Annotated in this window: 25 protein-coding genes; 13 read left to right on the top strand and 12 right to left on the bottom strand. The window is 72.6% G+C overall.

Features of this window, described 5'->3' with window-relative positions:
- Positions 1-4 precede the first annotated feature (4 nt).
- The 7 genes from ACFZCF_RS09030 (at position 5) to ACFZCF_RS09000 (ending at position 8511) form a co-directional block, all read left to right on the top strand.
- Entirely contained in the window at positions 5-1225 is a 1221-nt protein-coding gene (locus ACFZCF_RS09030) for an amidohydrolase (RefSeq protein WP_391285583.1), read from the top strand.
- 241 nt (positions 1226-1466) lie between these two features.
- On the top strand, positions 1467-2528 hold the full coding sequence (locus ACFZCF_RS09025) for a BMP family protein (RefSeq protein WP_388438899.1): 1062 nt from the start codon (positions 1467-1469) through the stop codon (positions 2526-2528).
- Positions 2529-2745: 217 nt separating this feature from the next.
- Complete coding sequence (locus ACFZCF_RS09020; RefSeq protein WP_391285581.1) at positions 2746-4374, top strand: ATP-binding cassette domain-containing protein; 1629 nt, start codon at positions 2746-2748, stop codon at positions 4372-4374.
- Positions 4371-5489 carry an ABC transporter permease gene (locus tag ACFZCF_RS09015; protein WP_391285579.1) on the top strand — a complete coding sequence of 373 codons (1119 nt, stop codon included), beginning with the start codon at positions 4371-4373 and terminating at the stop codon, positions 5487-5489. The genes ACFZCF_RS09020 and ACFZCF_RS09015 overlap by 4 nt, the downstream gene beginning before the upstream one ends.
- Entirely contained in the window at positions 5486-6748 is a 1263-nt protein-coding gene (locus ACFZCF_RS09010; protein ID WP_391285577.1) for an ABC transporter permease, read from the top strand. Before ACFZCF_RS09015 ends, ACFZCF_RS09010 begins: the two co-directional genes overlap by 4 nt.
- On the top strand, positions 6745-7149 hold the full coding sequence (locus ACFZCF_RS09005) for a cytidine deaminase (RefSeq protein ID WP_388437315.1): 405 nt from the start codon (positions 6745-6747) through the stop codon (positions 7147-7149). The genes ACFZCF_RS09010 and ACFZCF_RS09005 overlap by 4 nt, the downstream gene beginning before the upstream one ends.
- An 84-nt stretch (positions 7150-7233) precedes the next feature.
- Complete coding sequence (locus tag ACFZCF_RS09000; RefSeq protein ID WP_388437311.1) at positions 7234-8511, top strand: thymidine phosphorylase; 1278 nt, start codon at positions 7234-7236, stop codon at positions 8509-8511.
- Positions 8512-8573: 62 nt separating this feature from the next.
- On the opposite strand, the gene ACFZCF_RS08995 is transcribed toward ACFZCF_RS09000, so the two are convergent.
- Positions 8574-9224: an HAD-IA family hydrolase gene (locus ACFZCF_RS08995; protein ID WP_391285574.1), complete on the bottom strand. Its 651-nt coding sequence runs from the start codon at positions 9222-9224 to the stop codon at positions 8574-8576.
- Between the two features lie 18 nt (positions 9225-9242).
- Here ACFZCF_RS08995 and ACFZCF_RS08990 point away from each other — a divergent pair, with 18 nt between their 5' ends.
- Positions 9243-9542, top strand: a complete 300-nt coding sequence (locus ACFZCF_RS08990) for an STAS domain-containing protein (RefSeq protein WP_388437305.1) — start codon at positions 9243-9245, stop codon at positions 9540-9542.
- Positions 9543-9554: 12 nt separating this feature from the next.
- Here ACFZCF_RS08990 and ACFZCF_RS08985 read toward each other — a convergent pair whose 3' ends face one another.
- The 3 genes from ACFZCF_RS08985 to ACFZCF_RS08975 form a co-directional block, all read right to left on the bottom strand.
- Positions 9555-10526 carry an RNA polymerase subunit sigma-70 gene (locus ACFZCF_RS08985; protein WP_391285572.1) on the bottom strand — a complete coding sequence of 324 codons (972 nt, stop codon included), beginning with the start codon at positions 10524-10526 and terminating at the stop codon, positions 9555-9557.
- Positions 10527-10607: 81 nt separating this feature from the next.
- The gene (locus tag ACFZCF_RS08980) at positions 10608-11315 is read right to left on the bottom strand and encodes a L,D-transpeptidase family protein (RefSeq protein WP_388437299.1); all 708 of its coding nucleotides are present in this window, start codon (positions 11313-11315) and stop codon (positions 10608-10610) included.
- Between the two features lie 101 nt (positions 11316-11416).
- Positions 11417-12691, bottom strand: a complete 1275-nt coding sequence (locus tag ACFZCF_RS08975) for an MFS transporter (protein ID WP_388437296.1) — start codon at positions 12689-12691, stop codon at positions 11417-11419.
- 62 nt (positions 12692-12753) lie between these two features.
- On the opposite strand from ACFZCF_RS08975, the gene ACFZCF_RS08970 reads away from it, so the two are divergent.
- Complete coding sequence (locus ACFZCF_RS08970) at positions 12754-13743, top strand: LysR family transcriptional regulator (RefSeq protein ID WP_382838707.1); 990 nt, start codon at positions 12754-12756, stop codon at positions 13741-13743.
- Here the strand turns inward: ACFZCF_RS08970 and ACFZCF_RS08965 are convergent.
- Positions 13729-14508, bottom strand: coding sequence for an alpha/beta hydrolase (locus ACFZCF_RS08965; protein ID WP_391285569.1), 780 nt, complete (start codon positions 14506-14508; stop codon positions 13729-13731). The genes ACFZCF_RS08970 and ACFZCF_RS08965 overlap by 15 nt on opposite strands.
- Positions 14509-14596: 88 nt before the next feature.
- The gene (locus ACFZCF_RS08960; protein WP_391285567.1) at positions 14597-15394 is read right to left on the bottom strand and encodes a GNAT family N-acetyltransferase; all 798 of its coding nucleotides are present in this window, start codon (positions 15392-15394) and stop codon (positions 14597-14599) included.
- A 105-nt stretch (positions 15395-15499) separates the two neighbouring features.
- Here ACFZCF_RS08960 and ACFZCF_RS08955 point away from each other — a divergent pair, with 105 nt between their 5' ends.
- Together ACFZCF_RS08955 and ACFZCF_RS08950 are read left to right on the top strand one after the other, a co-directional pair.
- Positions 15500-16654, top strand: coding sequence for an adenosine deaminase (locus ACFZCF_RS08955; protein ID WP_388437284.1), 1155 nt, complete (start codon positions 15500-15502; stop codon positions 16652-16654).
- Between the two features lie 184 nt (positions 16655-16838).
- Entirely contained in the window at positions 16839-17213 is a 375-nt protein-coding gene (locus tag ACFZCF_RS08950) for a hypothetical protein (protein WP_388437281.1), read from the top strand.
- Between the two features lie 71 nt (positions 17214-17284).
- Here ACFZCF_RS08950 and ACFZCF_RS08945 read toward each other — a convergent pair whose 3' ends face one another.
- The 5 genes from ACFZCF_RS08945 to afsQ1 all read right to left on the bottom strand — a co-directional run bounded on the left by ACFZCF_RS08945 (position 17285) and on the right by afsQ1 (position 21002).
- On the bottom strand, positions 17285-17488 hold the full coding sequence (locus ACFZCF_RS08945) for a PspC domain-containing protein (protein WP_388437278.1): 204 nt from the start codon (positions 17486-17488) through the stop codon (positions 17285-17287).
- Positions 17489-17578: 90 nt separating this feature from the next.
- Positions 17579-18139: a VanZ family protein gene (locus ACFZCF_RS08940; protein ID WP_391285564.1), complete on the bottom strand. Its 561-nt coding sequence runs from the start codon at positions 18137-18139 to the stop codon at positions 17579-17581.
- A gap of 39 nt (positions 18140-18178) precedes the next feature.
- Entirely contained in the window at positions 18179-18778 is a 600-nt protein-coding gene (locus tag ACFZCF_RS08935; RefSeq protein WP_388437273.1) for a hypothetical protein, read from the bottom strand.
- Positions 18775-20328, bottom strand: coding sequence for an ATP-binding protein (locus ACFZCF_RS08930; protein WP_388437270.1), 1554 nt, complete (start codon positions 20326-20328; stop codon positions 18775-18777). Before ACFZCF_RS08930 ends, ACFZCF_RS08935 begins: the two co-directional genes overlap by 4 nt.
- Complete coding sequence (gene afsQ1 / locus ACFZCF_RS08925; RefSeq protein ID WP_388437267.1) at positions 20325-21002, bottom strand: two-component system response regulator AfsQ1; 678 nt, start codon at positions 21000-21002, stop codon at positions 20325-20327. The genes ACFZCF_RS08930 and afsQ1 overlap by 4 nt, the downstream gene beginning before the upstream one ends.
- A gap of 172 nt (positions 21003-21174) precedes the next feature.
- On the opposite strand from afsQ1, the gene ACFZCF_RS08920 reads away from it, so the two are divergent.
- A complete protein-coding gene (locus tag ACFZCF_RS08920; RefSeq protein WP_391285561.1) occupies positions 21175-21894 on the top strand; it encodes a SigE family RNA polymerase sigma factor in 720 nt (239 codons plus the stop codon).
- Between the two features lie 117 nt (positions 21895-22011).
- On the opposite strand, the gene ACFZCF_RS08915 is transcribed toward ACFZCF_RS08920, so the two are convergent.
- Entirely contained in the window at positions 22012-22713 is a 702-nt protein-coding gene (locus ACFZCF_RS08915) for an ATP-binding protein (RefSeq protein WP_388437261.1), read from the bottom strand.
- Positions 22714-22765: 52 nt separating this feature from the next.
- Between ACFZCF_RS08915 and ACFZCF_RS08910 the strand changes: the two genes are divergently transcribed.
- Entirely contained in the window at positions 22766-23170 is a 405-nt protein-coding gene (locus ACFZCF_RS08910; RefSeq protein WP_388437258.1) for a hypothetical protein, read from the top strand.
- The last annotated feature ends 120 nt before the right edge of the window (positions 23171-23290 follow it).

Raw genomic sequence — 23290 nt, 5'->3', positions numbered from 1 at the left:
AAGGGTGAACCAGTTGAAGTCCCGTGAGCCCGGATCCGTGACCCTGCCCGGAACGCTGTCCTCCTCCCTGCGCGGCGAACTGATCGCCTTCCGCAGGGATTTGCACATGCACCCGGAGCTCGGCAACCAGGAGTTCCGTACCACCGCCGCGCTCAAGGCCCGCCTGGAGGCGGCCGGCCTGGTGCCGCGCGTCCTCCCGGGCGGCACGGGACTCACCTGTGACATCGGCACCTGGGACGGCGGGCGCCCCATGCTCGCCGTCCGCGCCGACCTCGACGCCCTGCCGATCCCGGACGTCAAGACCGTCGCGTACCGCTCCACCGTCCCCAACCGGGCCCACGCCTGCGGCCACGACGTGCACACCACCACCGTCCTCGGCGCCGGACTCGTCCTCGCCGAGCTGGCGCGCGAGGGACGGCTGCCGCGCCCGGTGCGGCTGATCTTCCAGCCCGCCGAGGAGGTGCTGCCCGGCGGCGCGGCCGACGCGGTCGCGGCCGGCGTCCTCGACGGCGTCGGCCGCATCATCGCCGTCCACTGCGACCCCAAGGTCGACGCCGGGAAGATCGGCATCCGCACCGGTCCCATCACCTCCGCCTGCGACCGCCTGGAGATCACCCTCGACGGCCCCGGCGGCCACACCGCCCGCCCCCACCTCACCACCGACCTGGTGACCGCCGCCGCCCGGATCGCCATCGACGTGCCCGCCGTCCTCGCCCGCCGGGTCGACGCCCGCTCCGGACTCTCGGTCACCTGGGGCCGGATCGAGTCCGGCCACGCGCCCAACGTCATCCCGCAGCACGCCGAGCTCTCCGGCACCGTCCGCTGCCTCGACCTGCCCGCCTGGCACGACGCGCCCGACCTGGTGCACGCCGCCGTCGACGAGGTCGCCACCCTGCACCGGGCCAAGTCCACCGTGAACTACGTCCGCGGCGTCCCCCCGGTCGTCAACGACCCGGTCGTCGTGGAGCTGCTCCGGGACGCCATGACCGCCCGCCGCGGCCACGACTCCGTGGAGGACACCGAGCAGAGCCTCGGCGGCGAGGACTTCTCCTGGTACCTGGAGCACGTGCCCGGCGCGATGGCCCGGCTCGGCGTCCGCACCCCCGGCGACCCCCGCGTCCGCGACCTCCACGCGGGCGACTTCGACGTGGACGAGCGGTCCATCCAGACCGCCGTGGAGCTCTTCACCGCCGCCGCCCTGATCGACGCCGACGGCGCGCGCTGACACCGGCCGGACCCCGCCGCCGCCCCTCCCGCCAGGGGGAGGGGCGGCGCCCCCGTCCCGGCTGATGACACGGGGTTGCGCCTTGATCGCGAAGCGTGTACGGGTACTGTGGCCCGTGGGTTCGCGTCGATACGGTAACGACTCATGAACGGGTCTTTAACTGACATCTACGCGCGTTACGATCGCCGCAATGCCAGCGCCGGAAGAGGCGCTTTCGGTCAGTCTTGAAGGGACCCTCCTCTTGCGCCGGATCACCAGGATCACCACCGTGGGCATCGCCTCCGCGGCGCTCGCGCTTTCCGCCACCGCCTGTGGCAAGTCCTCCTCGGAGGGCGGCTCCGGTACCTCGACCTCCGACTCGAAGGCGACCAAGGCCGCCATCGCGTACGACATCGGCGGCCGCGGCGACCAGTCCTTCAACGACGCCGCCTACGCGGGTCTGAAGAAGGCCGAGGACGACCTGGGCGTCAAGGGTGCCGAGGCCGAGCCGTCGTCCGGCGAGAGCGACGCCGACAAGGTGCAGCGCCTCACCTCGCTGGCCCGCGCCGGCAACAACCCGGTCATCGGCGTCGGCTTCGCCTACGCCCCGGCCATCAAGAAGGTCGCCGCGCAGTTCCCCAAGACGACCTTCGGCATCATCGACGACACCTCGGTGACCGGTGAGAACGTCGCCAACCTCGTCTTCAACGAGGAGCAGGGCTCCTACCTGGCCGGCGTCGCCGCCGCCAAGGCGTCCAAGTCCGGCACGGTCGGCTTCATCGGCGGTGTCGAGGTCCCGCTGATCAAGAAGTTCGAGGCGGGCTACGTCCAGGGCGTCAAGGACACCAACCCCAAGGCGAAGGTGCTCACCCAGTACCTGACCCAGCCGCCGAACTTCGACGGCTTCGCCAAACCCGACCTCGGCAAGGCCGCCGCCCAGGGCCAGCTCGACAAGGGCGCCGACGTGATCTACGCCGCCGCCGGTCTCGCCGGCTCCGGTGCGATCGAGGCCGCCTCCAAGGCCGGCAAGTGGTCCATCGGCGTCGACTCCGACCAGTACAACCAGGCCGGACTCGCCGCGTACAAGGACTCGATCCTGACCTCGGTCACCAAGGACGTCTCCGACTCCGTCTACAACCTGATCAAGTCGGTCAAGGACGGCAAGCCGCAGACCGGTGAGGTCCGCTACGGCCTCGCCGCCGACGGTGTCGGCCTCGCCGACTCGAACCCGAAGTACAAGTCGATGACCGACCTGATCGCCGCGGTGGACAAGGCGAAGAAGGACATCGTCGACGGCAAGATCACGGTCAAGACCGCCCCGTAAGGCGCGCGGCTCCACGACCAGTCGTCCGCGGGCCCGGCCCCGGTGGGACTCCCACCAGGACCGGGCCCCGGGCCCATTCCCGTACGGGTTTTCACTTTCCGGCAGCGCTACGCGTGTAGATGTCGCACCGGCACGATAGCTTCGCCCCGCCCTGCCCTCCGCTCCCACTCCTTTCGGCCAAGGAGAGTGCGTCATCAACGCGTCCAGCCCCCCCGCCGTGGAACTCCACGGCATCACCAAGCGCTTCCCCGGCGTCGTCGCCAACAAGGACATCGCGATCACCGTCCGCAAGGGCACGGTCCATGCTCTGATCGGCGAGAACGGCGCCGGCAAGTCGACCCTCATGAAGATCCTCTACGGCATGCAGAAGCCGGACGAGGGCACCATCGCCATCGACGGGGAGCAGGTCAGCTTCTCCAGCCCCGGTGACGCCATCGCGCGCGGCATCGGCATGGTGCACCAGCACTTCATGCTGGCCGACAACCTCACCGTCCTGGAGAACGTCGTCCTCGGCGGCGAGAAGCTGTACGGCATCGGCGCCAAGGCCCGCCGGAAGATCCAGGAGATCTCCGACGCGTACGGCCTCGGTGTCCGCCCCGACGCCCTCGTCGAGGACCTCGGCGTCGCCGACCGGCAGCGCGTCGAGATCCTCAAGGTGCTGTACCGCGGCGCCCGGATCCTCATCCTCGACGAGCCGACCGCCGTGCTCGTCCCGCAGGAGGTCGACGCGCTCTTCGACAACCTGCGCGAGCTCAAGGCGGAGGGCCTCACCGTCATCTTCATCTCGCACAAGCTGGGCGAGGTCCTGAAGGTCGCCGACGACATCACCGTCATCCGGCGCGGCACCACCGTCGGCACCGCCGACCCGAAGACCGCCACCACCAAGCAGCTCGCCGAGCTGATGGTCGGCAGCGAGCTGCCCTCCCCGGAGACCCGCGAGTCGACGGTGACGGACGTGCCGATGCTGGAGGTCAAGGGGCTGACCCTCCTGGAGGGCGCCTCCGCCGGCGTCCCGCTGACCACCGCCGCCCCCGCCGACCCGGCGAGCACCACGGTCGTCGCGGAGGTCGCGGCCGGCCGCAAGCTCCTCGACGACGTCTCGCTCACCATCCACAAGGGCGAGATCCTCGGCATCGCGGGCGTGGAGGGCAACGGCCAGACCGAGCTCATCGAGACGCTCATGGGCATGAGCACCCCCGACGCCGGCGTCGTCATCCTCGACGGCGAGGACATCTCCTCCCTCCCCGTGCGCAAGCGCCGCGAGGGCGGCATCGGCTACATCCCCGAGGACCGCCACCGCCACGGCCTGCTCCTGGAGGCCCCGCTCTGGGAGAACCGGATCCTCGGCCACGTCACCGAGGCGCCCAACTCCAAGCGCGGCATCCTCGACCCGAAGGCCGCCCGCCAGGACACCGAGCGGATCGTCCGCGAGTACGACGTCCGCACCCCGGGCATCGACGTGACCGCGGCCTCCCTCTCCGGCGGCAACCAGCAGAAGCTGATCGTCGGCCGCGAGATGAGCCACAACCCCAAGTTCCTGATCGCCGCCCACCCCACCCGCGGTGTGGACGTCGGCGCGCAGGCGCAGATCTGGGACGCGATCCGGGACGCCCGCCGCGAGGGCCTGGCCGTCCTGCTGATCTCGGCCGACCTCGACGAGCTGATCGGCCTGTCCGACACCCTCCGGGTCATGTACCGCGGCAAGCTCGTCGCGGACGCGGACCCCGCCACCATCACGCCCGAGCAGCTGGGCTCCGCCATGACCGGCGCGGCCACCGGCCACCTCGAAGGCGGCGAAGAGCAGCCCGAGCAGTCCGAGCAGTCCGAAGACGGTGACGCCCGATGATGAAGATCGACAAGGACAAGCTGATCATCGGGGCCGCCGGCCCGGTGCTCGCGCTCGTCTCCTCGTTCGTGCTCACCATGCTGGTGCTGCTCGCGACGGGCCTCGACCCGATCGAGCCGATCCAGCTGATGATCGAGAACGCCGGGTACTCGGACATCCAGGTCCTGATCGTCAACCAGACGGGCATCTACTACCTGGCAGCCCTGGCCGTCGCCATCGGCTTCCGGATGAACCTCTTCAACATCGGCGTCGACGGCCAGTACCGCCTGGCCGCGATGATCTCGGCCGTGGTCGGCGCCGCGGTCGAGCTCCCCGGCCCGCTGCACATCCTGCTGATCGTGGTCGTCGCGATGCTGACCGGTGCCTTCTGGGCCGGCATCGCCGGCATCCTCAAGACCACCCGCGGCGTCTCCGAGGTCGTCTCGACGATCATGCTGAACGCCATCGCGACCTCCCTGATCGCCTGGCTGATCCTGCCCGCCAACTTCGGCGTCCAGCCGGAGGGCTCCAACGACCTCACCACCGGTGAGATCGCCGAGTCCGGCTGGTTCCCCGGCATCGACATGGGCCAGGGCAACGGCGTGATCTACGGCTTCACCTTCGTCGCGCTCGCCCTCGGCGTCGTCTACTGGTTCGTCCTCAACCGCACCCGCTTCGGCTTCGACCTGCGCGCCACCGGCGAGAGCGAGTCGGCGGCCCAGGCCAGCGGCGTCGACGCCAAGCGGATGGTCCTCACCTCGATGCTCATCTCGGGCGCGCTGGCCGGTCTCTCCGGCATGCCGACGCTGCTCGGCGACACCCACACGTACAGCCTCTCCTTCCCGGTGGGCGTCGGCTTCACCGCGATCACGATCGCGCTGCTCGGCCGCAACCACCCGGTCGGCATCCTCTTCGCGGCCCTGCTCTTCGCGTTCCTCGACAAGGCGTCCTCGAACCTGGACGTCTCGGGCTACCCGAAGGAGATCACGCAGATCATGCAGGGCATCATCGTGATCGCCGTGGTCGTCTCCTACGAACTCGTCCGCCGTTACGGCACCCGCCGCCAGCAGCAGAAGGTCGGCGAGGAGCTCGCCGCCGGTGGTGCCCTCAAGACCGACAAGGAGGTCTCGGCATGAGCACCGCCACCGTCGCCAAGCCGAGCGCCGCGCCGAAGAAGACCGGGCGCCGCAAGCTGACCTGGCCGTGGATCCTGCTGATCGTCGCGGCCGGCCTCGTCCTCTTCTCCCTCGTCCGGGTCGTCTCCGGCGCCGACGACCTCACCTCCGTCGGCCAGATCTCCGGCGCGCTCCGCCTCGCCGTCCCGATCGGCCTCGCCGGCCTCGGCGGCCTGTGGGCCGAGCGCGCGGGCGTCGTCAACATCGGTCTCGAAGGCATGCTGATCCTGGGCACCTGGTTCGGTGCCTGGGCCGGCTACCAGTGGGGCCCCTGGGTGGGCGTCCTCTTCGGCCTCCTCGGCGGCGCGCTCGGCGGCCTGCTGCACGCGATCATCACGGTCACGTTCAACGTGAACCACATCGTCTCCGGCGTGGCGATCAACATCCTCGCGGCGGGCTTCACGATGTACCTGTCGAACTTCACGTTCGGCGAGGCGGAGGGCGGCTCCTCCAAGCAGTCCCCGCGCATCGACCCGATCCAGGACATCACCGTCCCAGGACTCGCGGACGGGCTGGCGGACCTCCAGCAGAAGCACTGGTTCCTGATCTCGGACCTCGCCGGCATCCTCGGCGGCCTGGTCACCGACCTGTCGCTGCTGACCATCGTCGCGATCCTGCTGATCCCGGCCACCTGGTGGGTGCTGTGGCGCACGGCCTTCGGCCTGCGGCTCCGCTCCTGCGGCGAGAACCCGGTCGCCGCCGAGTCCCTCGGCGTCAACGTCTACAAGTACAAGTACATCGCGGTCGTCGTCTCCGGCGCCCTCGCCGGTCTCGGCGGCGCGTTCCTGGCGATCGTCTCCACCGGCATCTACCAGGAGGGCCAGACCGGCGGCCGCGGTTACATCGGTCTCGCCGCGATGATCTTCGGCAACTGGATGCCCGGCGGCATGGCGCTCGGCGCCGGCCTCTTCGGCTTCACCGACAGCCTCAAGATCCGCGGCGGCGCCGAGAACGTCCACGCGCTGCTGCTGCTCGTCGCGATCCTCCTGGTGCTCGCCGCCGCCTGGCAGCTGTACAAGAAGAAGTACGTGCCCGCCGTGATCTCCGCGGTCTTCGCGGTCGGCTTCTTCCTCTGGTACGCGCTCACCGACGAGGTCCCGAGCCAGTTCGTCGACGCCGCCCCGTACGTCACCACCCTGCTCGTGCTGGCCCTGTCGGCGCAGCGGCTGCGGATGCCGAAGGCGGACGGCCTGCCCTACCGGAAGGGCCAGGGCAAGTGACGACGCCCGCCGCGGAGCCCGACTGGGAGGCCCTGCGGGTCGCGGCGCGCGAGGCGATGGCCCGCGCGTACGCCCCGTACTCGGGTTACCCGGTCGGCGCGGCCGCCCTCGTCGACGACGGCCGGACGGTCTCCGGCTGCAACGTCGAGAACGCCTCCTTCGGTCTCGGCCTGTGCGCCGAGTGCGGCCTGGTCTCGCAGCTCCAGGCCACCGGTGGCGGCCGGCTCACCCACTTCGTGTGCGTGGACGGCCGCGGCGAGCCGCTGGTCCCCTGCGGCCGCTGCCGGCAGCTCCTGTACGAGTTCGGCGGTCCCGAGCTCATTCTGGAGACGCCCGCCGGCCTGCTCACCCTGGCGGAGATGCTGCCGCAGGCGTTCGGTCCCGACCACCTCGCCAAGTAGCACACCGGAGCGGCCCTTCCGGCACGATGGAAGGGCCGCTCCTCCCGTTCCCCCCTCTATGCGCGTAGAAAGAGGCACCACGACATGGACGTCATCTCCGTCATCCGCACCAAGCGGGACAAGGGCGAGCTGAGCCCCGAGCAGATCGACTGGGTCATCGACGCCTACACCCGAGGCGCGGTCGCCGACGAGCAGATGTCCGCCCTGGCGATGGCCATCCTGCTCAACGGCATGAACCGCGACGAGATCGCCCGCTGGACGGCGGCCATGATCGCCTCCGGCGAGCGCATGAACTTCGACGCGCTCTCCCGCCCGACCGCCGACAAGCACTCCACCGGCGGCGTCGGCGACAAGATCACCCTCCCGCTCGCCCCGCTCGTCGCCGCCTGCGGCGCGGCCGTCCCGCAGCTCTCCGGCCGCGGCCTCGGCCACACCGGCGGCACCCTCGACAAGCTGGAGTCCATCCCCGGCTGGCGCGCGCTGCTGTCCAACGAGGAGATGCTCCACGTCCTCGACACCACCGGCGCGGTCATCTGCGCGGCCGGCGACGGCCTGGCCCCCGCGGACAAGAAGCTGTACGCGCTCCGCGACGTCACCGGCACGGTCGAGGCGATCCCGCTCATCGCCTCCTCGATCATGTCCAAGAAGATCGCCGAGGGCACCGGCTCCCTCGTCCTCGACGTCAAGGTCGGCACCGGCGCCTTCATGAAGACCATCGAGGACGCCCGCGAGCTGGCCTCCACCATGGTCGCGCTCGGCACCGACAGCGGCGTGAAGACGGTCGCGCTCCTCACCGACATGTCGACCCCGCTCGGCCTCACCGCCGGCAACGCCCTGGAGGTCCGCGAGTCCGTCGAGGTCCTCGCGGGCGGCGGCCCGAAGGACGTCGTCGACCTGACCGTCGCCCTCGCCGCCGAGATGCTCGCCGCGGCCGGCATCAAGGACGCCGACCCGGCGAAGGCCCTCAAGGACGGCTCCGCGATGGACGTCTGGCGCCGGATGATCGCGGCCCAGGGCGGCGACCCGGACGCGGCCCTCCCGGTCGCCCGCGAGCAGCACGTCGTCACGGCCCCCGCCTCCGGCGTCCTCACCCGCCTCGACGCGTACGACATCGGCATCGCCGCCTGGCGCCTCGGCGCCGGCCGCGCCCGCAAGGAGGACCCGGTGCAGGCCGGCGCCGGCGTCGAGCTGCACGCCAAGCCGGGCGACACGGTGACGGCGGGCCAGCCCCTCCTCACCCTCCACACGGACACCCCGGAGAAGTTCGACTACGCCCTGAAGTCCCTGGACGCCGCCTGGGACATCGCCCCCGAGGGCACCGGCTTCACCCCCACCCCGATCGTCCTGGACCGCATCGCGTAACGGCCGACCGCACCCGTACGGGCCCGGCGCACCCGCGCCGGGCCCGTACGCGTTCCCCGTCCTCAGTCGGCCAGCAGCCCCGTCAGCTCCCGCATGTCCGTGAAGACCACCGTGCCGGGCCCCTCCAGGCGGTGGGCCGGGGTCAGCCCGCCCGTGTAGCCGTACGCGCGCATGCCGGCCGCCCGGGCGGCGCGGACGCCGTACGGGCTGTCCTCCACCACCGCGCACCGCTCCGGCGGGACGCCCATCGCGGCGGCGGCGTGCAGGAAGAGGTCCGGCGCGGGCTTGCCCCGGGCGACGTCCCGGGCGCTGAACATCCGGCCCTCGAAGCGGCCGAGCAGGCCGGTGCGGGTGAGGTTGCGGCGGATCTCGGCGTGGCTGCCGTTGGAGGCCAGGCAGTACGGCACCGCCAGCGCGTCGAGCACGTCCGTGACCCCCTCGACCGCGGTCAGCTCCGCGTCGAGCACCGACTCGTACCGCACCTCGTACGGTTCCTGCCAGCCCGGCTCCAGCGGACGGCCCCGGCGCTCCTCGACCAGGGCGGTCCAGATCTCCCGGGGCGAGCCGACGAAGTGCTCCACCAGCTCCGCCTCGGAGAACTCGGCCCCCAGCTCCGCGAAGACCTCCCGGTCCACCCGGCAGTAGAGCCGCTCGCTGTCCACCAGAACGCCGTCACAGTCGAAGATCACCAGTTCGACGGGGTGAGAAGTCATGATCACGAGACTAACGCGATGAGTTCCGGGCCCCCGGCGGGTCACCACCGCGTGGACACCAGTCAGCCCCTCGTCGTGACCCTCCCCGCCGCCCCCACTCGCGAGGAGGTCGCCCGGCTCTGCGCCGGGCTCGCCGCCGCACCCCCCGGGGAGGTGCGCTGCGAGCTGGTCCCGGGCGCCCACGGCCTCGCGGTCGTCGACGCCCTGGCCCGGATCGCCCTGGAGGCACGCCGCCGGGGCCACCGGCTGCGCTTCGACGGAGCGGGACCCGAACTCACCGCCCTGCTCCGCCTCACCGGCCTCGACGAACTCCTCTGACCGGGACGCGCCCTACGCCTCCAGCCGCTCCGGCAGGTCGAAGAGGGGGAACCAGCGCGGGGTGTCCAGGAAGAAGTCCATCCCGGCCACCTTGCCGTCCCGCAGCTCCAGGACGATCAGCGCCCACGGGCTGTAACCGCCCTCCGGGTCCGGGTGGTAGTGCGCGAAGGCCGGCGACCCGTTGGCGACCGTGGGGACCAGCTTCGAGCCGCGGCACACGTCGCCGACGCCGAGCATCCAGCCGACGATGTCCTCGTGGCCCCGCAGCCAGAGGTCGAACGGCGGCATGGTCATGGTCGCGTCCTCGTGGAGGAGCGCGGTCAGGGCCTGCATGTCGTAGCCCTCGAACGCCGCCACGTACCGCTCCAGGAGCGCCTGCTGCTCCTCGTCGAGCGGGTTCGCCGCGTCGGACTCGGCGGGCGCCTGCTCGGCGATGGTCGCCCGGGCCCGCTGGAGCGCGCTGTTCACCGAGGCGACCGTGGTGTCGAGCAGTTCGGCGACCTCGGCGGCCTTCCACGCGAGGACCTCGCGCAGGATCAGCACGGCCCGCTGCTTGGGCGCCAGGTGCTGGAGCGCGGCGACGAAGGCGAGCCGCACGGTCTCCCGGTGCAGCGCCGCCTCGGCCGGGTCCCCGGCGGTCGGCAGGACCCGCCCGTCCGGGATCGGCTCCAGCCAGGTGATCTCCGGCTGCTTCACGAGCTGCGCCTGGGCGACCGGCGTCGGCCCGGAGAGGTCCATGGGCCTGGCCCGCCTGTTCCCCGCGTTCAGCGCGTCGAGGCAGACGTTGGTGGCGATCCGGTAGAGCCAGGACCGCAGGGACGAACGCCCCTCGAAGGAGTCGAGCGCCTTCCAGGCCCGCACCATCGTGTCCTGCACCGCGTCCTCCGCCTCGAAGGAGGAACCCAGCATCCGGTAGCAGTAACCGGTCAGCTCGCGCCGGTACTTGTCGAGTTCATCGGTCGTCACCACGGCGGTCTCGCCCATCGCGTCCCCACTCACCCCTCACCGGCGCCGGGGTTCGGCACCGGTGGGAGCGAAGCTACCGCAGCGCACCGACAGCCGGGGTCAGGTTCCCGGCTTGCGTCCGTAGACGAAGACGTCGTCGCCGTTGCGCAGCAGGTTCCAGTACGCCTTGGCGTCGGCCGAGCGCATGTTGACGCAGCCACCCGAACCGGGCGGGTTCCACATGGACTTGGTCGTCGAGTGGAAGGCCTGCCCGCCGTCGAAGAACTGGGAGTACGGCATGGAGACGTGGTAGAGCGTCGACCAGTGGTTGATGTTCCGCCAGTAGATCTTCTTCAGGCCGGTACGGGTCTCGGTGCCGTCCTTGCCGGTGCGCACCGGCACCGGGCCGTACGTGAGGCGCGAGCCGTCCTGGATCCAGCTGAGCTGCCGGGTGAGGTCCACGCAGGCGATCCGGCCCTTGTTCGTCGGACACTTGCGGTCCTTGTTCGGGTTGGTGCCGGCCGCCTTCTGCTGGAGCATCGTGTTCATGGTGCGCCAGGTCAGCGGGCCGGCGTACCCCACGGTCGGGGTGATGCCGTGCTTGCGCTGGAAGTCCTGGATCGCCTTGCAGTCGGCGGCCGACTGGCGCCCGTCGACGGTGCGGCCGAGGAACTTCTCGACCTGCTTCTGGTACGGCCCCGTCGTCACGTTGCACGACGCGGCCTGGGCCGGCGCGGCGCCCAGCACGAGGGCCGCCGGTACGAGCAGCGAGGTGAGCCCGGCGGCTATGCCGGTTCTCCTCCCCGCCAGGTGCGCGAATCGGTTCATGATCGTCAACTCCCCCTAGAGTCCTGACATGGGGGACGATCGGGGGAGTCCGACGGTTGCACCGGGACCCGACCCGTGACCGTACGGTCACCCGGACGTGCTCAGGCCGTCACCGGACGGATCCGGCGGGCCTCCACGCGCGCGCTGTGCGACCCGTACAGGGTGATCGAGACGACGCCGAGCACCGCCACCAGGCCGATGCCGACGGTCCCGGCCCAGCCGCCCGCGTGGAAGGCGACCGCACCGAGCGTGCCGCCCGCGCTGGAGCCCAGGTAGTACGCGGACTGGTACAGCGCCGAGGCCTGCGCACGGCCCGTCCGCGCGGTCCGGCTCACCGCGGAGGAGGCCACCGCGTGCCCCGCGAAGAAGCCGGCCGTGATGAGGACCAGGCCCGCGAGGACCGCCGCGAGGGAGCCGGAGAGCGAGAGCAGCAGCCCCGCGGCGGTCGTGGAGACCGCCAGGTACAGCGCCCCGCGCCGGCCGAGCCTGCCGACCAGCTTCCCGGCCGCCGCCGAGGACACGGTGCCCACCAGGTAGACCAGGAAGATCGAGCCGATCACGCCCTGCGGCAGCGAGAACGGCGCCTCCGCGAGCCGGTAGCCGATCACCGTGTACACCGCGCCGAAGACCGTCATGAACAACGCGCCGATCCCGTACAGGCGCATCAGCAGCGGATCCGCGAGGTGCCCCTTCACCGTGGCCGCGAGCGCCTTCGGGTTCAGCGTGCCCGGGGTGAAGTGGCGGGCCTTCGGCAGCAGCGCCCGGAAGGCGAGCGCGCACAGCAGCGAGGTCAGGCCCACCGCGGCGAGCCCGGCCCGCCAGCCCCACAGCTGGGCGATCCAGCCGGTGACGATCCGGCCGCTCATGCCCCCGATCGAGTTGCCCGCGACGAAGAGGCCGATGGCGCCGATCAGCGCCCGGGGCCGCACCTCCTCGGCCAGGTACGCCATCGCCGAGGCCGGCAGGCCGGCCAGCGCCGCGCCCTGCAGCGCCCGCAGCGCGATCAGCGCCTCCAGGCTCGGCGCGAACGGCACCAGGAGCGCCACGCCCACCGCGACCGCCAGGGAGGCCGTCATCATCGTGCGCCGGCCGAAGCGCTCCGACAGCGCGCTGAGCGGCAGCACGCACAGGGCGAGCGCGCCGGTCGCGGCGGAGACGGTCCAGGAGGCGGCCGAGGCGGTCGCGCCGAACTCGGCCGAGATCGCCGGGAGGAGGGCCTGGGTGGAGTAGAGGAGCGCGAAGGCGGCGAGTCCGGCGGCGAAGAGCGCGAGGCTCATCCGGCGGTGGCCGGGGGTGCCGGGGGCGAGGCGGGTGTCGGCTGCGGTGTCGGCGGACGCGGGGGTGGCGGCGTCCGCCTTGGTACTGGCGGAAGGCATGCCTCGAACCTAGGACGCCCCGTTTCATGCGTCCAATGCATGGATCTGCTGTAATCGTTCCCGTGGCGCATGAATACAGGTCACAGCCGTGGCTGTCACCGAACAGTAACGAAGAAGACATGGGGCCGGTACTGGCTCCGCGGCTCGCGTACTTCGCCGCGGTCGCCCGGCACGAGCACGTGACCCGGGCCGCGGCCGAGCTGGGCGTGCCGCAGTCGACGCTGTCGCGGGCGATGGTCCGGCTCGAAGCGGACCTGGGCGTCGCCCTGTTCGCCCGGCGCGGCAGGACCGTGGCGCTCACCCCCGCGGGCCGCCGCTTCCTCACCGCCGCCGAGCGGGCACTCGCCGAGGTCGAGCGCGCCGCCGACACCGTGCGCGCCGACGCCGACCCGACCGCGGGCCGGGTCGCCTTCGGCTTCCTGCACACGATGGGCTCGGAGACCGTCCCGGCGCTGATCCGGGCCTTCCGGGTGGACCACCCCAAGGTCCGCTTCACCCTGGTCCAGAACTACGGCGAGGCGATGATCGAACGGCTCCGCGCCGGCGAGCTCGACCTCTGTCTGACCTCGCCGGTGCCGGACGCCCCCGACCTGGTCGGCCGCCGGCTCGACGAACAGCGGCTGCGGCTCGTCGTGCCCGACGACCACCGGCTCGCCGGCCGCCGCCGGATCCGGCTCGCCGAGGCCGCCGAGGAGACCTTCGTGACCCTCGAACCCGGCTACGGGCTCCGCCGCATCACCGACGACCTGTGCGCGGAGGCCGGCTTCACGCCCCGGGTCGCCTTCGAGGGCGAGGAGGCCGAGACCCTGCGCGGGCTGGTCGCCGCCGGGCTCGGGGTGGCGCTCCTGCCGCCGCCGGCCGTGGCCCGCCCCGGGGTCGTCGAACTCACCGTGACGGCCCCGCGCGCGGTCCGCGAGATCGGCGTGGCCTGGCTGGACGGCCACCCGGACACGCCCCCGGTGGCCGCCTTCAAGAAGTTCCTCCTGAGCCGCCGGGGCCACCTCCTCCCGAAGGGGTCCCAGCCGCCGCCGGAGGAGTCAGCGCCGGCGTGAACCGGCGCCGAAGCCGGCCGCCAGCGGCATCCGGAGCCCGATCGGCGGCGGGGCCGCCATCGCGTCCGTGAGCGGCCGGGCGACCGGGCGGGCGAAGAGCGCGCCGAGGACGAAGTCGGCGGCCAGCGCCCGCACCTCCTCGGCGTACTGGCGCAGCCGGTGCCCGTCCGTGTGCACCTCGAAACGGCAGGTCTCGCGGTTCGCCTTCTTGGCGCGGACCGCGAACCGGAAGGAGAGTTCGGGGTCGGTGCGGGCGTCGTCGGTGCCGTGCACGATGAGCACCCGCCGCCCCACCAGCTGCCGTACGGGCTCGGGTTCGGCGGCCACGTCGTCCTCGGGCAGCCAGGGCGCGAGCGCCAGGACCGCGGCGACCGCCGGGTGGCCGGCCGCCCGGAGCGCCGCCCGGGCGCCCATGCCGTGGCCGATCAGGCAGACGGGCACGTCGCCGTAGCGGCGCACCGCCTCGGCGACCGCCCAGGAGGCGTCCGCCGCGAGCTCCGCGTCGGCGCCGTTCCAGCCCCGCCCCCGGTAGCGCACCACCTGCGGGACGAGCCCCTCCGACCGTCCCGCGCGGGCGAGTTCGCGCCCCAGCGGCAGCACGGCCGTGTGCGCCCGGGCCGAGGCCCGGCGGTCCGACACCGGCTCGCCGTCGGGGAGGAGCAGCACCACGCCCCCCACCGCCGTCGCGGACCGTGAAACCCCGACAGGCCGACCGAGCCGGGGTCTCCGGCCGTCGGCGGTCCCCACGAGTGCGTACTGCGCCATGGCAGAACAGTCTCAGAAGCCGAGGTGTACGGCAGTCGTACGCGCGGTCTCTGTTACGTATCGCCTCCGGGGCGAACTTCCCTCCGGTCTATGCCCGTTCGAAGCAGTCCACGGAGCCGATCGGGACGAAGCCGCGCCGCTCGTACCAGTGGCGCGGCCAGTCGTCCGCGAGCGCGGTGAGGAAGACGGTGGTGCAGCCCGCGCCGGCGGCGGTGCGCAGCGCCGTGTCGAGGACCACCCCGGCATGGCCCTGCCGCAGGTGGGAGGCGGCCGTCACCAGGTCCTCGATCTGGGCCACGCCCGAGGCCGGGTCCAGGTAGAGGTCGCCCCAGGCGGCCACCTCGCCCCACTCGTCGTGGGAGGCGAGGAAGCGGACGTCGGGCGCGCCCCCGAGGCGGGCCGCCCGGCGGTCGACCAGGTCCCGGATCACCTCGTCCGCCGCCTCCGGCAGGAAGCGGCGCCAGCTCTCGGCGACCGGCCCCCTGAGGGCCGGGAGGTCCACCTCGCGCGCCCCGCCGAGTTCGGGCACCGGTCCTTCGTGGCGCATGAGGAGGACGGTCGCGCGGGTGTACCCGACGCGGGTCAGCGGCTCCGCGCAGGCGGCGGCGGTGGGTGCGTCGAGCACGTACACCGTCCGGTGCGGCAGGTGGGCGAGGAGTTCCTCGGCGCGGCCGGGCAGGGCCTCGGGTTCGGTGGGGCCGGTCACGAGGAGGTGGTTGTTGCCGTGGGACAGGGGGTAGGCGTCGTCGAGCGCGGCGAACCCGCCGGGGAAGTCGACGGTCCTGGCGGCCTGCCGGCGGGTGAAGGCGGACACGAAGTCGTGGACGCGCCGGAGTTCGGCGGGGTCGGCGGCGAAGGTCGCGGCGGGGTCGGACGCGGTGCTCATGGGAGCAGCGTAGGCGGCCGGAGCCCGGCCGCGCACCCGAGAAAACCGTGTCATCTCCGGCGCCGACAAGGGGCGTTCTACGCGCGTAGGCGCTAGAGTGCGGCAATGACGAGCCAGACATCCCACGTCCCCACCGCGGACCAGATCCGCCGTGCCCCGAAGGTGCTGCTCCACGACCACCTCGACGGTGGACTGCGCCCCGGCACGATCATCGAACTCGCCCGGGAACAGGGCTACTCGAAGCTGCCCGAGACGGAACCCGACAAGCTCGGCATCTGGTTCCGCGAGGCCGCCGACTCCGGCTCCCTGGAGCGGTACCTGGAGACCTTCGCGCACACCTGCGCCGTCATGCAGACCCGCGAGGCGCTGTTCCGCGTCGCCGCCGAATGCGCCGTCGACCTCGCCGAGGACGGCGTCGTCTACGCCGAGGTCCGCTACGCCCCCGAGCAGCACCTGGAGGCCGGCCTGACCCTGGAGGAGGTCGTCGAGGCGGTCAACGAGGGCTTCCGCGAGGGCGAGCGGCGGGCCCGCGAGGCCGGGCACCGGATCCGGGTCGGCGCCCTGCTGACCGCGATGCGGCACGCGGCCCGCGCCCTGGAGATCGCCGAACTCGCCAACCGCTACCGGGACGACGGCGTCGTCGGCTTCGACATCGCGGGCGCCGAGGCCGGCTATCCCCCCACCCGCCACCTCGACGCCTTCGAGTACCTCAAGCGGGAGAACAACCACTTCACCATCCACGCGGGCGAGGCCTTCGGCCTGCCCTCGATCTGGCAGGCGCTCCAGTGGTGCGGCGCCGACCGGCTCGGCCACGGCGTGCGGATCATCGACGACATCGAGGTGGGCGAGGACGGCTCGGTGCGGCTCGGCCGGCTCGCCGCGTACGTCCGGGACAAGCGGATCCCGCTGGAGATGTGCCCCACCTCCAACCTCCAGACCGGCGCCGCCGCCTCGTACGCCGAGCACCCCATCGGGCTGCTCCGGGGACTCCACTTCCGCGCGACGGTGAACACCGACAACCGGCTGATGAGCGGCACCAGCATGAGCCGGGAATTCGAGCTCCTGGTCGAGACATTCGACTACACGCTCGACGACATCCAGTGGTTCACGGTCAATGCGATGAAATCAGCGTTCATTCCTTTCGATGAACGACTGGCCATGATCAACGACGTGATCAAGCCCGGATTTGCCGAACTGAAATCCGAGTGGCTTTTCCGGCAGACCGCCGCGACCAGCGGTTCTTCCGGCCAGGAGGGCTGAGGGAGGCGCGGTCGAGGGGCCGGAGCCGCCGGGGCGCACGACACCCGGCGGCTTTTCGGTGTTTGCGGAGCGGAGGCGGGGCGGTTAGTTTGCGGAGCTGCTCTGCATGTCCGGATTCCCCTGTTCCGGATTTGTTCTCCTGACGGCCCGAAGCTCAGCCCTCCAAGCCAAGGATGATTTTCAGATGAAGCAGTCTGCCGCCAAGAAGCTCGGTGTCGCCGCCCTCGGCGCCGCTTTCGCCGCTGCCGCCGCCGGCACGGCCTCCGCGGCCCCGCTGGACGGCGTGGACGCCCTGTCCACCGTGGGCCAGGTCGCCCCGCTGGGCGAGGGCCTCACCCAGCTCCCCGACGGCGCCGGAGAGTCCCTCACCGCCGGTCAGGGCGCCCTCGGCCAGGGCCTCGACCAGGGCGTGAAGACCCTCCCCGGGGCGGCCGGCCAGGTCACCCAGAACCTGCCGACCGACGCCGCCACCGGCGCCCTCGGCGCCACCCCGCTCGGCCAGGTCACCGGCCTGCTCGGCGGCCTCCCGCTCGGCGCCGGCGGCCTGCCGATCGGCTGACCCGCACCACCCCATGCCGAAGGGGCGCGCACCCGGTCCGTCCGGGTCCGCGCCCCTTCGGCGTGCGGCGGCTACCAGGCCGTCGCCTTCGTCCGCGACGCGCTCGGCAGCAGCAGCCAGAGCGCCAGGTAGAGCAGGAACTGCGGGCCGGGCAGCAGGCACGAGGCCAGGAAGACGACCCGCATCGTCAGGGCGGAGGTGCCGAAGCGCCGGGCGAGCGCCGCGCACACCCCGCCGATCATCCGGCCTTCACGGGGGCGGACAAGTGCGGCCATGGTGGGCTCCTTCGTCTGATACGGGCGGCCGCTCCTTCGGGCCTCCCGATATCTCCATGGTGCCGCCCGCGCCCGCCCTTCGACGTCGGCCTACCGGGCGATCGGAACCCTGGGAATCCTCGGGGTGCGACCCCGAGCCCTCTCGTTCCCGGCCACGACACGACCCTGGGGACGCACCTCCCGGGACGCCCGCCGGCGCCGCATCCGGCTCCGCGCCACCGGCACCACCAGCAGGTGCGCGAGCGCCACCCCCAGGGTGTTCAGGAACACCGAGTCCACGTCCACGACCTGCCCCGGCACCGCCGTCTGCAACAGCTCCAGGGCCAGCGACACCAGCGCCCCCGCCGCCGTCGTCCGGATCAGCGAACCCCACCCCGAGACGTCGAGCCGCCCCTCGCACATCGGGAGCAGCACCCCCAGCGGGGCGAGCAGCAGCAGACCCTCGGCGATCAGCCGGGCCGCCTCGGCCGGTCCGAGGGCCAGATCGGCCCGGAGCCCGGCCAGCGGCACCGTGTTCGGGGCGGTCACCCAGGCCACGTCCCGTGGGAGCAGACCGCCCCAGGCGACGAGCAGCAGATGCGCGACCAGGAACACGGACCCGATCACGCGGACGACCACGGCGGCGTTCCCGCCCGAACCTTCACGCTGCACGCCCCCCAAGACGCCGCCCGCGCCGCGAACGGTTCCGCCTCAGCCCGCCGGCGTCGGCGCGGGCGCCGTCGGCGGGGCCGACTCCGGCCGCTCCCGCAGCTCCGTCGTGCAGCGGTAGCGCTTCGGCGGGTACGCCCCCGGGCCCGCGAGGAGCACCGTGTGCCCGCCCGCGCCCGCCGAGCTCTCCGCGAAGGTGCACACCAGCTGCGACAGCGCCGCCGGCGCCAGGTCCTCCGGCTGCCGGCTCAGCCGCAGCGTCCCCTCCGGGTCGCCCGCCCGGCCGCCCGCCACCGACAGCGGAGCCCGTACCGCCGTGGTGAATCCGGCCTGCCGCTCGGCGTCCGAGGGCTCCGCGAGGAGCTGCGCGAGCAGCGCCGACGCCGTCCGCACCGGATCGCCGCTCGCCTTGTCCTCCGGCAGCGGTGACCTGCGGTCCACCGGCTCCAGCTGCGAACCGCACACCAGGAACGCCCGCACCGGTACCCCCGTGGCGGGGGCCGCCGCCTCCGCCACGTTGCACGGCACCCGGGACGGGGCCGCGCCCGCGTCCACCGGCACCGAGGTCGTCCGGATCCCGCATCCCGTGACCGGCACCGCCAGCGCCAGGAGCGCCGCCACCGCCACCGTCCGCAGCCTCACGCGTCCACCCCTCCGCCCTGCCGGGTGCCGGTGCCCAGGTCGCGGGCGACCGCCGACGCGTCCCGGGGCAGGCGCAGCACGAACACCGCGCCGTCCACCGCGCCGTCCCCGTCCGTCGAGTTGGCGGCGGAGATCGTCCCGCCGTGGATCAGCGCGTTCTCCATGGCGATCGACAGGCCGAGGCCGGAGCCGTCCGAGCGGGGCCGCTGCGCGCTCGCCTTGTAGAAGCGGTCGAAGACGTGCGGCAGCACCTCCTCGGGGATGCCGGGGCCGTGGTCGCGCACCGCGATGACCAGGTCCTCCTCGTCCTCGCCCGCGGGCTCGGTGCGGACCGAGACCCGTACCGGGGAGCCGCCGTGCTTCAGCGCGTTCCCGATCAGGTTCGCCAGGATCACGTCGAGCCGGCGCGGGTCCAGCCGGCAGACCACGCCGCGGTCCGCGTCCAGGTCCACCGCGTCCAGCCAGGCCCGCGCGTCGATGCACGCGGTGATCTGGTCGGCGATGTCCACGTCGTCCAGGACCAGCCGGGCGGTGCCCGCGTCGAAGCGGGTCACCTCCATCAGGTTCTCCACCAGGTCGTTGAGCCGCCGGGTCTCGGACACCACGAGGGCGACCGCAGGGGCGATCATCGGGTCGAGGGAGTCCTGCTCGTCCTCCAGGACCTCCGTCACCGCCGTCAGCGCGGTCAACGGGGTCCGCAGCTCGTGCGACATGTCGGCGACGAACCGCCGGGAGGACTCCTCCCGGGCGCTCATGTCCGCCACCTTCTTCTGCAGGTTCTCCGCCGCGCTGTTGAACGTGCGGGACAGATCGGACAGTTCGTCCGCGCCCGAGACCCGCAGCCGGGTGTCCAGCTTGCCCTCGCCGAGCTGCCGGGCCGCCTCGCCGAGCCTGCGCACCGGCCGCAGCACGGTCGTCGCCGCCACCTGCGCGAGCAGCACCGAACCGATCACCGCGAGGCCGGTCGCGATCCCCAGCGACCACGCAAGCGAGTCGAGGTCCGCCTTCTCCGCCGCCAGCGACTTGAACATGTAACCGGCGGGACCGCCGCCGTCGATCCGCGTCCCGCCCACCAGGTACGGCGTCCCGCCCCGCTCGACCCGCTGCCAGAACAGGTGGTACGGGTACGGGTTCGCGTCCGTCACCGGCCGCCGGGTGTCCACCGCCTCCCGCAGCGGCACCGGCACGTCGGCCAGCGTGAACGCGTCCGGGTCCGAGGCGGCCACGATCGGCTTGCCCGCGGCCCGCTCGCCGAGCAGCAGCACCTGGTAGCCGGCGCTGCCCGCCGTCATCTCCTCGGCGGTGCGCCGCAGATCCTCCTGGTTCGGCCGCAGCGGCAGCGTCGCCACCCGGTTCTGCATCTCCTGCCGGAAGTCGTTCAGCGCGCTGTCCTGGGTGCGCCCGAGTACCGCCTCCCGGTTCAGCCAGTACGCGATCCCCGAAGCCGACACGGCCGCCGTCAGCGCCACGAGCGCGAACACCACGACGAGCCGGAGGCGCAGGCTGGACAGCCGCAGCCGTGCGAAGACCCCCTTGTTCCCCCGGGTCACGCAGGGACGTCCAGCCGGTAGCCGACGCCCCGCACGGTACGGATGAGGGTCGGGGAGGACGGCACGTCCTCCACCTTCGCCCGCAGCCGCTGCACGCACGCGTCCACCAGGCGCGAGTCGCCCAGGTAGTCGTGCTCCCACACCAGCCGCAGCAACTGCTGCCGGGACAGCGCCTGTCCGGGCCGCCGGCTCAGTTCGAGCAGCAGCCGCAGCTCGGTCGGGGTCAGCTGCAGGTCCTGGCCGTTCTTCGTCACCGTCATCGCGGCCCGGTCGATCACCAGCGACCCGAAGCTCGCCGAATCCGTCGACTCCCGCTCGCCGCGCCGCAGCACGGCCCGGATCCGGGCGTCGAGGACGCGCCCCTGCACCGGCTTCACGACGTAGTCGTCGGCGCCGGACTCCAGGCCCACGACCACGTCGATGTCATCGCTGCGCGCGGTGAGCAGGATGATCGGCAGCTGGTCGGTGCGGCGGATCCTCCGGCACACCTCGAAGCCGTCGATGCCGGGCAGCATGACGTCGAGCACGACCAGGTCGGGCCGCTGCTCCTTGAGCAGCAGCAGACCGTCCTCGCCCGACGCGGCGGTGGCCACCCGGTGGCCCTGCCGGGACAGGGAGAGTTCGAGGGCCGTGCGGATGGCGTCGTCGTCCTCGATCAGCAGCAGAAAAGGCACGGACGTCATTCTGGCTCATGAGCGGTCCGAGTTCGACCGCCCGGAGGCGCGCTTCCGCGACCGCCCCTGTGACACGTCTGTGACAGTCGGCGGACAACGCCATGAAGTCCGCCGGGCAAGCTTCTTGGCACACGGACCGAAACACAGACTCCGACCGACAGGGGGGCGCGAGATGAACGCACTGCACAGCACCACATCCAGCGCAGTCGTCACGCGGCTCCACGACGTCGTGCGGAACACCGAGAAGTCCGGGGGTGTGAACGGACGGGGGTGCGTTCGTACCGTCGGGCGTCAGCGCAAGGCGCCGTACATGGTCGCCGTCGCTGACGGGGGAGCGGCGTACGGGGAGGCCACGGGGGAGCGCGCCGGGTCGGAGGCCGAGTTCACGGCCTACGTCCAGGAGCGCCGGGCCTCCCTGTACGCCACCGCCTACCACCTGACCGGTGACCGTTTCGAGGCCGAGGACCTGCTCCAGAGCGCGCTGTTCTCCACGTACCGCGCCTGGGACCGGATCAGCGACAAGGCCGCCGTCGGCGGGTACCTGCGCCGCACGATGACGAACCTGCACATCAGCGCCTGGCGTCGGCGCAAGGTCAACGAGTACCCGACCGAGGAGCTGCCGGAGACGGTCGGCGAGACGGACGCGATGCGCGGCACCGAGCTGCGCGCGGTGCTGTGGCAGGCGCTGGCCCGGCTGCCCGAGCTCCAGCGGACCATGCTGGTGCTCCGTTACTACGAGGGCCGGACCGATCCGGAGATCGCGGAGATCCTGGACATCAGTGTCGGCACGGTGAAGTCGAGCATCTGGCGGTCGCTGCGGCGGCTGCGCGAGGACGAGGTGCTGAGCTTCGGCCGTGACCAGGAGGAGTCCTTCGGCGAGCTGGTCGCCTGAGGGCCGGGGGGACACGGGGGAAACACGGGGGAGGCCCCACGGGGGAGACAGGGGCCTGAGGAAGAGCGAAGCGGGTCGTACGAGTCCGGGGGGTCTCGTACGGCCCGCTTCGTCGTGTCACGTGGCGCTGCCCGCCGGGGTCCGGTGACGGCCCGCCGCGGCGGCGGCGAGGCGGCCGAGCGCCTCCGGCTTGGCGCACGGGTGGGCGCCGAGCGCGGTCTGGCGGGCGACGATGGCCCGCTCGGCGCGCATCAGGCGCCAGCCGCGGCGCAGCAGCGTCGGGACCGACTTCCGGCCCTCCCGCAGGTCGCGCAGGAGGCGGCGGCGGAAGGTGGTGGAGGGGCGGCCGCGCAGGCAGAGCGCGTCGGCGAGCACGTCGAGCTCCCGGCAGCGGGTGACGATCTCGGCGGCGAAGATGCCCTCCGCGACGAACAGCGGGGTCCGTCCGATGTCGAGGCGGTCGCCGCCGGTGCGGGAGCTGCTGGCGATGTCGTACACCGGGACGTCGGTGCGGCCGGTGCGGCACAGCTCGACGATCGCGGCGACGGCGGCGTCCGCGTCCCAGGAGCGCGGGGAGTCCCAGTCGACGTCACCGCTTCCCTCGACGAGCGGGAGCGACGGATCGCCGGCTTCCTTGTAGAAGTCGTCGAGGCGCAGGACCGGGAGGCCGGTGACGGCGGCGAGGGACGACTTGCCGGAGCCGGAGGGGCCCGCGAGCAGGACGACCCGGGTCGGGATCGGTTGGGAACTCACGGAACACCAGTGTGAGGCATTCCCCCGTCCAGGGGACCACCGAAGAGGGCCGTTGGTATCGAGCATCACATCTCCACTACTGTCGGTGGCCGCCCGCTCACCCCTTGGAAGGAACCCCATGGCGCGTCACGCAGAGCCGAAGGACCCCCGTCGCGGCCTCCTGTTCAGGGCAGGCCTCGGCGTCACCGCGGCCGGCGCCGCCGTCCTCGGGGCGGCCGCCGCCGCCCAGGCCGTGCCGGGCACCGCGGTGCCGCTGCCCGTGGACTCGCTGAGCCGCACGGACGCCGCCGCGGCCGGCGCGGGCGCGCTGACCGGCGTGACCCACGGGATCGGCCCGCTGACCCGGCTCCAGCTCGACCCGCTGGCCAACACCGGCGTCGACCCGCTCGCCAACGGCATCGGCACCCAGGTCGCCGACTTCAAGCCGGTCGGCACGAACCTGGTCACCGACCACGTCACGAAGGGCGGGGCCGTGGCCGACCTGCCGGTCGCGGGTCCGCTGACGCAGAAGCTGCTTCCGTAGCCGGGCGTTTCGGCCCTCGCCCGTCGCGGCGGGCTCCGTGCCCCGCGCGGCGCGGTGCGGCTCCGCCGGACCGCCGGTCTCCCGGACGCCGCTGTGCGGACGCACGCCCTGGGGGACGCA

It is taken from the genome of Streptomyces sp. NPDC007945, assembly GCF_042958885.1.
Lineage (GTDB): Bacteria > Actinomycetota > Actinomycetes > Streptomycetales > Streptomycetaceae > Streptomyces.
This window is presented reverse-complemented; position numbering and strand designations above follow the sequence as displayed.

Excerpts from the sequence above, each read along its gene's own strand:
- ACFZCF_RS09015 (WP_391285579.1), top strand. The coding sequence starts at position 4,371 with ATGATGAAGATCGACAAGGACAAGCTGATCATCGGGGCCGCCGGCCCG.
- ACFZCF_RS09010 (WP_391285577.1), top strand. The coding sequence starts at position 5,486 with ATGAGCACCGCCACCGTCGCCAAGCCGAGCGCCGCGCCGAAGAAGACC.
- ACFZCF_RS09000 (WP_388437311.1), top strand. The coding sequence starts at position 7,234 with ATGGACGTCATCTCCGTCATCCGCACCAAGCGGGACAAGGGCGAGCTG.
- ACFZCF_RS08995 (WP_391285574.1), bottom strand. The coding sequence starts at position 9,224 with ATGACTTCTCACCCCGTCGAACTGGTGATCTTCGACTGTGACGGCGTT.
- ACFZCF_RS08990 (WP_388437305.1), top strand. The coding sequence starts at position 9,243 with ATGAGTTCCGGGCCCCCGGCGGGTCACCACCGCGTGGACACCAGTCAG.
- ACFZCF_RS08985 (WP_391285572.1), bottom strand. The coding sequence starts at position 10,526 with ATGGGCGAGACCGCCGTGGTGACGACCGATGAACTCGACAAGTACCGG.
- ACFZCF_RS08980 (WP_388437299.1), bottom strand. The coding sequence starts at position 11,315 with ATGAACCGATTCGCGCACCTGGCGGGGAGGAGAACCGGCATAGCCGCC.
- ACFZCF_RS08975 (WP_388437296.1), bottom strand. The coding sequence starts at position 12,691 with ATGCCTTCCGCCAGTACCAAGGCGGACGCCGCCACCCCCGCGTCCGCC.
- ACFZCF_RS08965 (WP_391285569.1), bottom strand. The coding sequence starts at position 14,508 with ATGGCGCAGTACGCACTCGTGGGGACCGCCGACGGCCGGAGACCCCGG.
- ACFZCF_RS08960 (WP_391285567.1), bottom strand. The coding sequence starts at position 15,394 with ATGAGCACCGCGTCCGACCCCGCCGCGACCTTCGCCGCCGACCCCGCC.
- ACFZCF_RS08955 (WP_388437284.1), top strand. The coding sequence starts at position 15,500 with ATGACGAGCCAGACATCCCACGTCCCCACCGCGGACCAGATCCGCCGT.
- ACFZCF_RS08950 (WP_388437281.1), top strand. The coding sequence starts at position 16,839 with ATGAAGCAGTCTGCCGCCAAGAAGCTCGGTGTCGCCGCCCTCGGCGCC.
- ACFZCF_RS08945 (WP_388437278.1), bottom strand. The coding sequence starts at position 17,488 with ATGGCCGCACTTGTCCGCCCCCGTGAAGGCCGGATGATCGGCGGGGTG.
- ACFZCF_RS08920 (WP_391285561.1), top strand. The coding sequence starts at position 21,175 with ATGAACGCACTGCACAGCACCACATCCAGCGCAGTCGTCACGCGGCTC.
- ACFZCF_RS08915 (WP_388437261.1), bottom strand. The coding sequence starts at position 22,713 with ATGCTCGATACCAACGGCCCTCTTCGGTGGTCCCCTGGACGGGGGAAT.
- ACFZCF_RS08910 (WP_388437258.1), top strand. The coding sequence starts at position 22,766 with ATGGCGCGTCACGCAGAGCCGAAGGACCCCCGTCGCGGCCTCCTGTTC.